Annotated in this window: 11 protein-coding genes; 9 read left to right on the top strand and 2 right to left on the bottom strand. The window is 44.1% G+C overall.

Annotation, left to right across the window (positions count from 1 at the left end):
• The first annotated feature begins 33 nt into the window (after positions 1-33).
• The 4 genes from QUB35_RS12305 to QUB35_RS12290 all read left to right on the top strand — a co-directional run bounded on the left by QUB35_RS12305 (position 34) and on the right by QUB35_RS12290 (position 4,867).
• Positions 34-180, top strand: coding sequence for a hypothetical protein (locus QUB35_RS12305; protein WP_333142174.1), 147 nt, complete (start codon positions 34-36; stop codon positions 178-180).
• 51 nt (positions 181-231) lie between these two features.
• Positions 232-2,286 carry a helix-turn-helix domain-containing protein gene (locus tag QUB35_RS12300; protein WP_333142173.1) on the top strand — a complete coding sequence of 685 codons (2,055 nt, stop codon included), beginning with the start codon at positions 232-234 and terminating at the stop codon, positions 2,284-2,286.
• Positions 2,287-2,693: 407 nt separating this feature from the next.
• On the top strand, positions 2,694-3,719 hold the full coding sequence (locus tag QUB35_RS12295) for an IS701 family transposase (protein ID WP_333142225.1): 1,026 nt from the start codon (positions 2,694-2,696) through the stop codon (positions 3,717-3,719).
• Between the two features lie 401 nt (positions 3,720-4,120).
• Positions 4,121-4,867, top strand: a complete 747-nt coding sequence (locus tag QUB35_RS12290) for a hypothetical protein (RefSeq protein ID WP_333142172.1) — start codon at positions 4,121-4,123, stop codon at positions 4,865-4,867.
• 413 nt (positions 4,868-5,280) lie between these two features.
• On the opposite strand, the gene QUB35_RS12285 is transcribed toward QUB35_RS12290, so the two are convergent.
• Both QUB35_RS12285 and QUB35_RS12280 read right to left on the bottom strand, forming a co-directional pair.
• Entirely contained in the window at positions 5,281-6,303 is a 1,023-nt protein-coding gene (locus QUB35_RS12285; RefSeq protein WP_333142171.1) for a tetratricopeptide repeat protein, read from the bottom strand.
• A gap of 351 nt (positions 6,304-6,654) precedes the next feature.
• On the bottom strand, positions 6,655-7,017 hold the full coding sequence (locus tag QUB35_RS12280) for a hypothetical protein (RefSeq protein ID WP_333102927.1): 363 nt from the start codon (positions 7,015-7,017) through the stop codon (positions 6,655-6,657).
• A 346-nt stretch (positions 7,018-7,363) separates the two neighbouring features.
• On the opposite strand from QUB35_RS12280, the gene deoC reads away from it, so the two are divergent.
• The 5 genes from deoC to QUB35_RS12255 all read left to right on the top strand — a co-directional run bounded on the left by deoC (position 7,364) and on the right by QUB35_RS12255 (position 13,176).
• Positions 7,364-8,041, top strand: coding sequence for a deoxyribose-phosphate aldolase (deoC, locus tag QUB35_RS12275; protein ID WP_333142170.1), 678 nt, complete (start codon positions 7,364-7,366; stop codon positions 8,039-8,041).
• Between the two features lie 519 nt (positions 8,042-8,560).
• Positions 8,561-9,436, top strand: coding sequence for a DNA repair protein RecO (gene recO / locus QUB35_RS12270; RefSeq protein ID WP_333142169.1), 876 nt, complete (start codon positions 8,561-8,563; stop codon positions 9,434-9,436).
• Positions 9,437-9,664: 228 nt separating this feature from the next.
• On the top strand, positions 9,665-11,236 hold the full coding sequence (locus QUB35_RS12265) for an MFS transporter (RefSeq protein WP_333142168.1): 1,572 nt from the start codon (positions 9,665-9,667) through the stop codon (positions 11,234-11,236).
• Positions 11,237-11,262: 26 nt separating this feature from the next.
• Positions 11,263-12,489: a glycosyltransferase family 4 protein gene (locus QUB35_RS12260; protein ID WP_333142167.1), complete on the top strand. Its 1,227-nt coding sequence runs from the start codon at positions 11,263-11,265 to the stop codon at positions 12,487-12,489.
• Positions 12,490-12,747: 258 nt separating this feature from the next.
• Positions 12,748-13,176 (top strand): NUDIX hydrolase, encoded by a 429-nt coding sequence (locus QUB35_RS12255; protein WP_333142224.1) that lies wholly within the window; start codon positions 12,748-12,750, stop codon positions 13,174-13,176.
• Positions 13,177-13,419: the final 243 nt, after the last annotated feature.

The raw sequence follows: 13,419 nt of genomic DNA, 5'->3' as shown, positions 1-13,419 counted from the left end.
GAATCCTATGACCGGGAGCGTAAGGGTAAGAATTTGGCGACCGCAGAATGGCCGACGGCGGACGGCCGGGCGGACTACGCTCTGTTTGTGGGGCTACAGGCGATCGCGGTTGTGGAAGCGAAGCGCCACCGCAACGATGTCTCTGGAGCTGTTAAGCCAAGCGCTCAAGAAATAAAATAAAGCTTTAAGTATTGTTATAATTAACGAAATTACTCGAAAAAAATCATAGCGATGACTTCAATTCCCCGATTTCCCGAAGAAATCTACTTAGCTATAGCTCAAAAACTCAAGTCCCGTCGTGAATCAATGAAGCTTTCACAAAGTGAAATTGCTCAACTTATTAGACGAGATCGAACAGCCGTTACTAGAATTGAAAGTGGAAATAAACGCCTAGAAGACGCTGTAGATTTATTCTTGATTTCCCAAAAGCTGCAAATTCCTATGGATAGTTTTTTTCCTGAACAACTTAGATATTTAGCTACTAAACCTATTAAAGAACCACTCTTGGTTAACCTTTTACCTAATGAAATCCAGGAAAAAATTACCATTTACCAAGAAAAAGTAGGCAGTATTAGTTCAAGCCAGTTCTACGCTTTACTAGAAATCTTTAAAGAAAACCCTTGGGGGAAATTGCGACAACATTTAGCCGAAATTCTGAAATTGTTATGCTCTACATGGGTGGCAGATAAATTAATAGAAGAAATGCAAAATATTTTACTGCCAGAACGGGGGACAAAAACTTTAAGATTTCATACGAGGCTGCTGGCTGCTGAAGTTTTATCTGCATCTTTGCTTTCGGCAGATGGCTTACTTTTACCAAAAGGTAAAGAAATTGCTATAAAAATTGAAAGCCAGCTTCAAAATATCCAACCTGATGACTATAATTTCTTTTTCTGGCTTAAAGCTTTATCAAATATAGGTCAAAGAAATAGCTCATCTGAAAAGATGACAGAAGCTTTCCCAATAATGAGACAAAAGGCAGAACAAAATCTTAGCGTTTGTCAATTAATATTTGCTTATCATTGGGGTGAATTCCAGAAAAAAGATGGTATGTTTTTAATGCCTTTTGAACGCTATCTCAATTTTTTGATTTCCAAGAGAGTTACTAACATTTTTGATCATTGTCTTAAACTTTGGACGCTGGCTATTAAATCACATCATTGCGAACATAAGATGAACTTGCTGGAAATTTTAACTAAAAGCGATACCTATCTGGATCTTGTTAACGAAGAAAAACTTTTATTAATAGCTAATGCAATATGTGCTTCAATTCATGAATTTAATTTTTGTCATAAGACAGATCCTTTAACAGGAGAGTCAGAAGTCAAGCAAAGGGAACAAATTGAGTATCTATATCACAAAATTAACCCTTTACTCCACGAAACGAATAGTACATTAGTTAAAATTTTTACGTGGACAACTATCCTGTTTTTAAACACAAAAAAAATGATTCAAGCTCCCTATGCTATTGGTTTGGAAACCGAAGTTTTATGTGAACAGCTCTTTGAATCTTTAATAAGTATTTTTCAGAATCCTCTTACTAATCCAATAGAAAAGAGTTTGATTTTTGATTCAATTTTAAGTTCTCGTATAGAAAGATATATTGTATTCATTCTTGATGCTGTTTATAAAATTTTGACCCTAGATAGTCAAGAATCAAAAGATAAGCTTTTACAATCTTTATTAATAGATGCATTGGGTCGCACAAATTGTAGGGATTTTTTAAACTTACACGAACTATCTCAAACGGATGCAAATTTTTTTAACTTTTGCTGCGATCCTTTTGGTTATATTTGCTGTAACTACCCCTTGGGTGATTTCGATGCTAAAGAAGAAGAGGGATTTATGTGTGTTGAAGATAGTTGGGTTTGCAGTGCTATTTTGAGAAGAGAATCATCTATTCTTGCTCATCGTTATTTTTTGCCAAAAAAAGGAACAATCCCCTGTCAATCAATTTCCTATAATTATAGGATTGGAGATGCTATTGGAGGCTTAGGCGTGCGATTTAATTTACCCAGCAACTATGTGTACCAAGGGGAAAAAAATCATTGGTGGATTTGGAAAATAGTGGATGAGGATGGCGATATATATACGCTTTATTCAGGGCAACTCAATTCTCTTATAATTTCTCGATTCGTTAACGAATATTTTCCCCTCGATTCTGGGTGGGTATTTTTTAAACAAGATAAATTTGTGGATGGCTTTTACTTGTATAATCCTGATGATACCCCTTTTTGGGGCGGAGCGTGGAAAATTGAAGATAGCCCAGAATCTATTGTCACATAAAACGATCTAGTTTGTGAACCATAAACTGACTAAACCTGTGAGTTAAAGGAAAGATGACTACTTTTTTGCCCTCTTTCTGCACCCTCTACTGTCACAATCGGTTTTTTAGTGGAACTTATACATTTTCTAGCCCCTAAAAGAGCTGAGAACCTCTCTACAAGGAAAACAGGTCGATGACCTAAAAACGCCTGAAACTATGCGTGAATACTAGATTTACGCCTTTTCGAGCTAAAAGTCTTTGTCCATCTAGGTTTGAAGCCATTTTTACCTAGGCTTTTGTCGCAGTCCCATTAGGAATTTTGCGAATAAATTAAGTTACTTTTTATATAACTTAGGACTTACGCATTGACAAAATAACCAAATAGTGAATTGATAAAGAGGGAACGTCTACTAACGGGTATCAGACAATCAGAAAAATAACTAAAACCTCGACAGCGCAATGCAATCTAGACATTTACACCTTATTTTTACTCTCAGAGCCAAAGTTTGGGGGGTGCAATAGGTTAGCAGAGATATTAGGAGACGTTTCACATGATAGCGTCAATCGATTTTTGTTGAGAGAGAGATATGAACCGAAAGATTTATTCAAGATCATCGAGAAAATTATTAACTTGGCAGGAGGAATACTAAGTGTAGACGATACAGTTATAGAAAAAATTTACAGCGACCCGAAAAATGCCGAGTTAATCAGTTATTTTTGGTCAGGAAAAGCCCATCAAACAATTATTGGCTTAAATTTAATTACTCTATATTACAGCGATATTAATGGGAATTCAGTACCAATTAATTACAGAATATATGACAAAAAGGAGGGGAAAACAAAAAACGATTATTTTAGAGAGATGGTAAGTGAAATAATAAGCTGGGGAGTAAAACCAAGAATAGTGACAGGAGATAGTTGGTATTCAGGAGTAGAAAACTTAAAATTTCTAAGAAACCAGAAACTGGGTTTTCTATTCGGAATTGAAAAAAACAGAACTGTCTCAAATGAGCCGCGGAAGTATTGCCAGGTAAGGACTTTAGAGATTCCCGATGAAGGATTAGTGACTCATCTGAAAGAATTTGGGTTTATAAAATTGTTTAGGAAAGATTTTAAAAAAGAAGACTCTAGACATTATATTTTATACCTGCCAGAGCCAGAAAAGGTCAAAGAGACAACCCGAAGTGAATTTATCACAATTCACGATGTTCATTGGGGCATTGAAACCTTTCATAGAGCTATCAAACAAGTCTGTGGAATTTGTCGGTTCAGGGTCAGAGATACTCAGGCGATCAAGACTCACATATTTTGCTCACTTCACGCATTTATTAAATTGGAGTTGATGCGATCTCAAAAGATAATTAGCAATTGGTATGAAGTCCAAAGGAATCTATTCACTTTAGTTGTCCGTGAGCATATTTTGGCGAACCTTAGCAATGATGTTAGAGTCTAGAATACATAGATAAGGTCTTTTGTCAATGCGTAAGTCCTATAACTGACACAGAAATCAGTTTTGCGATCACCCGTCCCAATTCTCACTCATCCCAAAATTCGTAGTGTGATACTGAGCGGGTGCCGAAGGTGGGCTAAAAAAGATCCTGTTTTCCTCGACAAAATTACTAATATTCTCTGATGATATTATGCGTAGGTAGTATCATTAAAATGTCCCGACAAACTGAGGCTACTACTTAGCTCCCGCACTGCCAATTTGCTACCAGCAGGTTTTAAGTACGGGATATTTATCTGTATCCTATATCCTCCTGTAGCCTCTGTGCGATCGCCAGATTTAATCCGGTGAAAACAGGCAAACACAAGTAACCATATACAATTCCTTACCCCCCTCGGAAGTGCGACATGAAAAAACTAATTTTACTGACTGGAATGCTACTCATGATGGCGGCAAAATCAGTATTTGCCAGCCCAGTAGCCCCCAAAATTGCGCCGAGCGAGCTGATAGCTGCCTCGGAAATTACAGAAACCCTTAACAAACCCGTTACCTCTGAATCAGTTCCCAATCTCGAACCAATCAAGCGAATGTCAACCTCGGAAATCCGAGAAACCATCAACCAACCCACCACCTATATTTTTGAAGGCGTCAAAGGGCGAGAACTCACTCTCTCCCTGTGGGCGGGACAACTGACAGCCGAACTGTACAGTCCCAATGGTGAAAATATGGGGGTTATTGAAAAAGCAGACAATCAGTGGATGGGCCAGTTGCCAGAGTCCGGCATCTATCGCGTGCGAGTTACCCCGAAAGGTGAAACCACCAGCTTTGTACTTGGACGCGACTTTAACGCCAAGTGGACTTATAGGCCCGATCGCGCAATTCCCATAGCATTCAAGGAAACACAAGCCACCATCAAACTCAAAATGTCCGGCTACCAAATCCAGCCTATCACCGTTCAAGGCAAACAGGGACAGACAATTAGGGTGACAGCTAGTACCAAAAATCTCGATCTGGCGATCGAATCTCCGTCGGGACAACTCCTGGATCAAGGCGAAGGTCAAACTTTTGCTCAACTACCGGAATCGGGCACTTACCGGGTGATCGTAGTTGCCAAGAGGCCGGTCAAGCCCTCAATCCGAGTTTCTGTGCAATAGCAAAGATTCCACAAATACTCTTGAGGGCGATCGAATTTGCGTCGCCCAAAAAAACAGCTCCCCAATTGGGCGAGCTGTTTTTTGCGTAATATCGTTTGCGGTTGCATCGGAATAATAAAATCGAGTCAACAGTTAACACTCAACCATTGAGTTTTTCCACCCCCAGTCAACAGTCAACAGCCAGTCGATTTTAGATTTGAGATTGTAGATTTTAGATTTGAGAATTGACTCCACAGATGAATCTGGGATGTGGAAATTAGCTGTAAAATATTTCGCTTGTCAACTGTCAACAGTCAATCGATTTTAGATTTTCAACTGTCAACTGTCAACTGTCAACTGTCAACTGTCAACAGCCAACAGTCAACAGTCAACAGTCAACTATCACGGACGGTGCAACCGGAATTGATATAACATCAACCTTGGATCAGGGCTTCAAAACGTTCTTGTTTCCAAATGCAGCTTAAATCAGAGTCAGCTAAAGCTAGCTCTCGGTATAAATTAGGGATAAACTCAACAGCCCGCTGCAAATTGTCAAGGGCCAAATCAGCAAATCCCAGTAGCGCATAACAGCAAGCTTTATTGTAAAAAGCGTTAGCAAAATCAGGAGTTATTTCTAAGACTGTTTCGTAGCAAGCAATCGCCTCAGAGTAGCAGCCTTTTCGCGCCAATTCCACACCCCGGTTGTACCAAATTAAATAATCTTCAAAGGGACGCTCAGATGTAGGAGTGAACTTGGCATTTCTCTGATTTAAACCTACTAATTTCTCCAAAGCAACTCTCCGTTCGCCCACAGCATCGGCTCTGCCCGGTTGTAGAGCGATCGATCGGCTAAAACTAGCCACTGCTTGTTTGTAAAGTCCCATAGAGTTCGCAGCTATACCGCGATTGTACCAAGCCTTCGCGTCATCAGGCTTAAACTCGATCGCCCGCTCAAAACTGTTGAGCGCCTGATAGTAAAGCTTGAGTTCCAACAGGGCATTACCTCGGTTGTACCATGCCCAAGCAGCCTCCGGGTGCAAATTTAAACAGCGATCGAAACTCAGAACCGCCTTCTGGTAAAGGCCCATATCGATCAGCGTCAGTCCCCGGTTGTGCCAAATACTCGCCGCGCACGGACTGAACTCCAGAGCCCGGTCAAAACTGTTGAGAGCGTCCAACCAGCGGCCCAACTTTCCTAAAGCAATAGCCCGGTTGTGCCAGCCAAAGCTCGCATTCGGCTCCACCGCCAAGGCCTCATCAAAACTCTTCAGCGCCTCTAAGTGCCGTTCTAATTTCCCCAGAGCCATACCTCGGCCGAACCAAGCCTTATAATGATCTGATTGCAACTTCAAAGCTCTGTTAAAGTTCGCCAGGGCACCATGATCGTCGTTAGCTTCGAGGTGGCGCGAACCTAGATGGTAATACCAAGCCGCTTCCAAGTTTTGAATTAAGTTCATAATATTTTGTATCTATCTTAGGGATGATTCTACATGAAATCATACCTGGAGTAAAACTGTAATTCCACTAAAAATCTGAAAAATTTGATACAGGGCGATTGCCGGTACACAGGGCCAGTAACAACCTCAACAATTTGCGGTCGAAACTAACTATTTTCCTCTCGTAAAATGCTGTTTGAGCTAACCGCACTCATCGTTTTTTAGAGCTGCTGCGAATCTTAACTCTGTGTGAATCCCGCAACTCTTACCGCAGCCCGAATTAGGTTTGCAGTTACACAAAGAGTCCTAGGGCGCCCCAAGTCTAACTGCAAATCTGCTAGTGCTAATAGCTTCTACTTCTGCTTGCCCAATTCAAGCAACCACAACCGCTGTTTTAGCATTCTCACTCAACAGCAACTGGCCTGTGGCATCAATACTAAAATCTTTCCCCAGCAGAAAACCCTTGCCCATCAAGCGCTGGCAAACAACCAGCGCAGTAATCCGGCGAATTTCTTCCATCACGTCAGCAGGAATCAAATAACTCAAACTCCAGATCACGGACTCGCAGTCATACCAAATCAAACGCTCAATACTGACAATCATCAAAGCAGCTAAACTGTCAACAGACACCCGCCCTCTGAGATCCGCAATCAAATCCTTACCAATTAAGCTATTGCGAGTCATCATCGCTCTAGCCATCTTCCCAATTTCTTGTTCGAGTTCTAAATGATTCATGCTTGGCACTGGCTTTTATGTTTTTAAAGCACTACTAAAAGTAAAAACAGTAGCCGCTACCAGGCTCTGCCCTAGCGTAGCTGACGCAGGCTCTACCGTAAGTCCTTTTAACAAAGTATACCTAAAGAAAGAGCCAAAATGTATCTAAAGGCAGATACCCAAATATTATTTTCTTGACATAAATTGGTAAACCAATCCCCACAAGAGTTTTTACGAGCCAATTGAGTATTTATACTTGCTAGTACCCGGAGTAAAGTCGATCGATTTTAGATTTTAGATTTTAGATTTTAGATTGGTAAATTCGATACATACTTAATAAAGTAGTTACTTCGGAGAAAAAACAGCAATGGCTGCAAACCAGGCAGACATCGATATTGCCCCCTTGATCGACTACGGCCTGATCGACCCCACCGCCACGCCAGAGCAAGTAGAACACTGTTGCCAACAAGCAGAGAGATTTGGCTTTGTCACAGTTTGCGTGTATCCCGCCTACGTCCGACAAGCAGTTGAGCTGCTGCACGGCAAACGTCCCAAAGTCTGTACAGTTATAGGTTTTCCCACCGGTGCTTCGACTTCAACGGTGAAAGTTTACGAAGCTCTAGAAGCAGCAGATAATGGAGCCGTAGAGTTAGATGTCTCCGTTAACTTAGGATTGTTGAAAGCTGGAAGAATCGACGAATTCCACCGGGAATTAGCCCAAATTTGCGAAGAAACTAATCTCACCATTAAAGCAATTATCGAAAGTTCGCTCCTTTCCGATGCCGAAAAACAATTAGCGGCTGAGATTTGTATGGAAGCCGGTGCCGCCTACATCAAAACCAACACTGGCTTTTTTGGCCCGGCGAAAGTTGACGATGTGCGACTGCTGAAGGAAGTTACGAAGGGACGGATTGGGATTAAAGCTGCCGGCGGAATTCGTACTCATGAACAAGCTCTAGATTTGGTACTAGCTGGGGCAACTCGTTTGGGGACTTCTCGTGGCCCGGAATTACTCCGCCAGCGCGATAATTTAGACAATCGTTGACAGTTGACAGTTGACAGTTAACTGTTGGCTGTTGACTGTTGGCTGTTAACTGTTGATATCAAATCCGTTAGCATCGGAATAGTAAATTCCAGTTCACTGTTCACTGTTCACTGTTCACTGTTCACTGCGTCAACAGTCAACAGTCAACCGTCAACCGTCAACATCATGTATGAGTGTAACCGGAAATGATATGATTTGTATTCATTGGTCATTGATCAAGTGTTTATCATCAATTGTTTCAAGGAGTTAATAGGGAGAACTTCCCACAGCTACAAGTTTATCAATTAGCAAAAAGAATCTCAAAAGAAATATAGTTTATTGTTTTAACTGGTTCCAAGGCTCTGCCTGGGAACCCATATTTAGAGGCTCTGCCTCGGCTGGGATTAGGAGGCAGAGCCTCCGGATCTGCGTTACCAGGCAGAGCCTGGTAACGAGTATCTAATAAAAGTTCTGCGTTGCGGACTGTTTTTGCTACTGTCCTTGTAAATCTAAAATCTAAAATCTAAAATCTAAAATCGAGTGACTCGAACTTACAAAGCAACTGGAATCAATCTTAAGAGTGCGCCGATGGGGGAATCCGATCGAGTGCTGACAATTTTGACGCGGGAATTCGGCTTAATTCGAGCCGTAGCACCGGGTGTTCGCAAACACCGATCGACCATCGGCGGAAGAAGCGAATTATTTGTTGTCAACGAATTGCTAATTGCCAAAGGCCGATCGCTCGACAAAATTACCCAAGCCGACACGGTACAATCCCATCCGGGTTTGAGCCGCAACCTAGGGAAACTCGCAGCGGCGCAATATCTGGCCGAATTGGCGATCGCCAGTGCCCTTTCCGATGAGCCCCAAGAAGAACTCTTTTGGTTGCTGGGCGAACATTTGAGCCGTTTGGAACGTTTGTCCGATCGCACAGAAATCCAATCTGCCGCCGTGCTGATTGCTCACCTCGCCCACGGCATTTTTCACTTGCTAGCCTTAGCCGGCCTCGCGCCGCAAGTCCAAGTCTGCTGCGCCACCAGACACCCGCTCATCCCAAATTTCACCGATCCCAACTGGCAAACCGGGTTTAGTATACCCTCTGGGGGAACCTTCAGCTTGTCCGAGCTAGCTAACCTAGAAGCAGAACTCTCTTCAGAAATCGGTAGCTTATACAAATCCGCTTCCCGTTCCCGGCAAACGAATGGCAGCCAACACTTGACAAATTTCGAGATAAATGCTAAGGAATTAGCAGCGTTGCAACAGTTGGCTAGTCCAGAACTAGGAGAGGGGATTGCCGATCGAACAACTTGGGTATCAGTAGAAAATATTTTGCGACAATATGCCCAGTATCATTTAGGTTGCACGATTCGATCGGGAAGCTCGATAGACACCTACCTAGAGAGTTTTGAGTTTTAAATTTTGAGTGTGGATTTAAATAGGTGAAGGGGCGATCGTACATCGCACCCCCAGCCTGCCGGATACCCGAACCTGCCGGTCTTTTCAGGTAAATTCTCAAGGTTGTTGCGACATCAGATAATAGATAAAGATAAAGTTACGAGATTAATAAACTTAGGGGTTAACACCTCAATTTCAAATTCCCATCCCCCCAACCTGCACCATCCCAGGCCATCCACCCCAAATCCTATGATGCGACTGTCTGATTCTGATTTGAGAATATCTGTATTAGCTGTGACCCACCACAAAATGGAAGAACGAGAAAATTTTCCCGATTTTCGCTCCGAGCCGGTCTTGGCCGATCGACAATGGAGCAACGTCCCAGACCCAGAAATGGATAAATACCCCACCACTCCAGCACCAGACGGGAACAACGGCAATAGCCCACACCCCGAAGCAATCCCCCCGGTTCCCACACCAGAGCCAGCAGCAGAACTCTCCGAAGCAGTAGCCGAAATTCCCGAAAAACAAACGGGATTTCTGCCAGTGCTCAAAAACCCCAATTTTCTAGCATTGTGGAGTGGGCAAGTTTTTTCCCAACTAGCAGATAAAGTTTATCTCGTACTGACGATCGCCCTCGTGGCCAGCCGCTTTCAAGCGCCAGATCAAACCATCAGCAGGTGGGTATCGGCAATCATGATCGCCTTTACCATTCCCGCAGTGCTGTTCGGGGCCGCCGCAGGCGTGTATGTCGATCGGTGGTCGAAAAAAGCAGTGCTCGTCGCCACAAACCTGCTGCGGGGAGGCTTTGTTTTAACATTGCCCGTGCTGCTGTGGCTTTCTGACGGGTGGGAACTCGGTCAACTGCCGCTGGGATTCTGCTTGCTGCTGCTAGTGACATTCCTAGTCTCGACTCTAACTCAATTTTTCGCCCCAGCAGAACAGTCAGTGATTCCCCTAATTGTGGAACGCCGCCACCTGCTATCGGCAAACTCCCTCTACACCACAACCATGATGGGTTCGGTGATTATTGGCTTCGCAGTGGGAGAACCCTTACTAGCTTTAGCCGACACCCTATTTTCCAACCTCGGCGGCGGACTGGGAATCGGCAAAGAATTAGTAGTAGGGGGAAGTTACGCCTTCGCCGGAGTGCTCTTGCTGTCGATGCAAACAGGCGAAAAAAACGAAGTCGAACACGAACCGCCGCACCCCCTAGCAGATTTGCGAGACGGCCTGCGTTACATCAACGATCAACCCAAAGTCCGCAATGCTTTAATTCAACTAATTATTCTATTTTCCATTTTTGCAGCCTTGGCAGTTCTAGCAGTTCGGCTGGCAGAAATCCTCCCCGGTATGAAAGCATCACAATTTGGCTTTTTGCTGGCGGCGGTGGGCGTTGGCATGGCTGCTGGGGCGACGACAGTCGGCTATCTCGGCCATAAATTTTCTCACTCCCAACTGAGTTTAATCGGCTCGATTGGCATGGCACTTGCTCTGATGGGCCTTTCTGCATTTACAGACCATTTGTGGCTGTCGGTGCTGTTCATTACCCTGTTGGGTTTATTTGCCTCATTGGTGGGAGTGCCGATGCAGACTACAATTCAAGCAGAAACCCCAGAAGAAATGCGGGGAAAAGTCTTCGGGCTGCAAAACAATGCCACTAATATCGCTTTGAGTTTACCGTTGGCTTTGGCCGGGGTAGCAGAAACATTTCTGGGTTTGCCAACAGTATTTTTGGCTTTAGCAGGATTAGCGATGGCTGGGGGTGTCTTAACCTGGTATATTTTCCGTAGCAGTAATAGCAAAGTCGATCGAATCTAAAAAATAACAAACTCTGATTTACTGGAATGCACATCGCTTGGCTAGGAAAAAAATCACCTTTTTGCGGTAACGTCACTTACTCCAGGGAAGTCACCAACGCACTATTAGACCGGGGATACCAGGTCAGTTTCCTGCACTTTGCCCAAGAGGCGGACTCACTGGACAGGAACAATACGGGGTGGAGTATGGCAAATGGTTCATGGGGAAAGGGAATTACTCAAAGCTCATATACCACTTCGCTTTCGTCCGCCAGTTGCAACGAAGTCTCTTTACCCTGTCACTACAAATCGCAAATTTATACGATTCCCACTCTCAAGTCCCGCACAGTGCTGATGAAATCTCTGCGGCGGCTCAAACCCGATGTTGTTCACGCTTCCCTGACGCTTTCGCCCCTAGACTTTTTGCTGCCGGAAATTTGTCAAGAATTGAATTTGCCTCTGGTGGCGACTTTTCACCCGCCGTTCGATCGCAAATTGCGGAATTTGACATCGGGAACCCAACACCTGATGTATCAACTGTACGCTCCGTTTTTGGCTAACTACGACTCGACGATCGTTTTTTCTCAGATTCAGCGGGATATATTGGTCAAGTTAGGAGTGCCACAGGAACGGGTGGCTGTGATTCCCAACGGCGTGGATGCTGTTAAATATTCGCCCGGGCCTTCGGGGTTGAAGTCGGAATTAAAAGCCGATCGAATTTTTGTTTACCAAGGCCGCATTGCCCAGGAGAAAAATGTCGAGGCTTTGCTCAAGGCCTGGAAACACTGTAATTTTGGCCCTGGGAACGTATTGGCGATCGTAGGCGACGGGCCCCTAGCCGCCTCGCTGCAACTGTTTTACGGCGAAGATGATGGCATTGTGTGGCTCGGATTTGTCGCCGAGGAGGAACGCCGGATCGAAATCCTCCGGGGTGCTGACGTATTTATTTTGCCTTCTTTGGTGGAGGGACTGTCGCTGTCGCTGCTGGAAGCGATGGCCTGCGGTTTAGCTTGTTTGGCAACCGATGCCGGTGCTGACGGCGAGGCATTGGAGGAAGGCGCGGGGATAGTTTTGAACACTCAGCGGGTACGAAGTCAGTTGCAAACCTTGCTGCCGCTGTTTTGCGATCATCCTGAGTTGGGAATGTTGCTTGGTCAAAAAGCACGCCAACGGGCGATGGAGCGATACACTCTCAGTCAGAATATTACTGAGTTGGAAAAGCTGTATGCAGAGGTGTTGCAAAAGCAGCGCGTACTAATTCGGGGTTTAGCATAATTCAGCAGGAAGAAGGAACTCCGAACCCGTTGAAATTAATCCGTGTATCCGTGTCAAAATCCGTGTCGTGCCTTCCTTCTTCCTTCACAAATGACTTATAGTTTTGTAGGGTGCGTCGCTACCAGATGTTGAATGTAACTTGCAGATTATTTCGAGCGACGCACCTTACGATAGTTGAGTGTTATTTGTTATTTGTTACATATAAAATCATTAATACCCCATGACCAATGACCAATGCCATGACCAATGCCCAACAAAATGACTTACAAAAATCCCGCTCCTACAGTTGATGTTATCATCGAATTAGCCGATCGCCCGCACCGCCCGATCGTACTCATCGAACGCCGCAATATTCCCTACGGCTGGGCACTTCCCGGCGGTTTTGTTGATTACGGGGAATCGGTAGAAACGGCGGCCAAACGCGAAGCTTTAGAAGAAACGAGTTTGAATGTAGAATTAATCGAGCAATTTTACGTTTATTCTGATCCAAATCGCGACGCGCGGCAACACACTATTAGTATTGTATTCTTGGCTTCTGCAACGGGCGAACCTCAAGCCGCCGACGATGCTAAAAGTTTACAAATTTTTGAATCTTGGCAGATTCCTCGTGAATTGTGTTTCGATCACGATCGCATTTTACGAGATTATTGGCGTTACCGTCATTATGGATTGCGGCCGCGTTTGTAGGAGGGGAGTTTTTGTTTCGTTCATCTCACATCTTGCACCAATGTCAGGAACAGGCAAGATGCCTGTTCCACAAAAAAATTCAATCTTCTTGTGGAACGGGCGTCTCGCCCGTCAGGAACAGGCAAGATGCCTGTTCCACAAAAACATTCAATCTTCTTGCACCAATGTCAGGAACAGGCAAGATGCCTGTTCCACAAAAACATTCAATCTTCTTGCACCAATGTCAGGAACAGGCAAGATGCC

Source organism: Microcoleus sp. B13-B6, from assembly GCF_036705405.1.
Lineage (GTDB): Bacteria > Cyanobacteriota > Cyanobacteriia > Cyanobacteriales > Microcoleaceae > Microcoleus.
This window is presented reverse-complemented; position numbering and strand designations above follow the sequence as displayed.

What these genes read in the sequence shown, in the direction of transcription:
- QUB35_RS12300 (WP_333142173.1), top strand. Translation starts at nt 232, where the DNA reads ATGACTTCAATTCCCCGATTTCCCGAAGAAATCTACTTAGCTATAGCT.
- QUB35_RS12290 (WP_333142172.1), top strand. Translation starts at nt 4,121, where the DNA reads ATGAAAAAACTAATTTTACTGACTGGAATGCTACTCATGATGGCGGCA.
- QUB35_RS12285 (WP_333142171.1), bottom strand. Translation starts at nt 6,303, where the DNA reads ATGAACTTAATTCAAAACTTGGAAGCGGCTTGGTATTACCATCTAGGT.
- QUB35_RS12280 (WP_333102927.1), bottom strand. Translation starts at nt 7,017, where the DNA reads ATGAATCATTTAGAACTCGAACAAGAAATTGGGAAGATGGCTAGAGCG.
- deoC (WP_333142170.1), top strand. Translation starts at nt 7,364, where the DNA reads ATGGCTGCAAACCAGGCAGACATCGATATTGCCCCCTTGATCGACTAC.
- QUB35_RS12265 (WP_333142168.1), top strand. Translation starts at nt 9,665, where the DNA reads ATGATGCGACTGTCTGATTCTGATTTGAGAATATCTGTATTAGCTGTG.
- QUB35_RS12260 (WP_333142167.1), top strand. Translation starts at nt 11,263, where the DNA reads ATGCACATCGCTTGGCTAGGAAAAAAATCACCTTTTTGCGGTAACGTC.
- QUB35_RS12255 (WP_333142224.1), top strand. Translation starts at nt 12,748, where the DNA reads ATGACTTACAAAAATCCCGCTCCTACAGTTGATGTTATCATCGAATTA.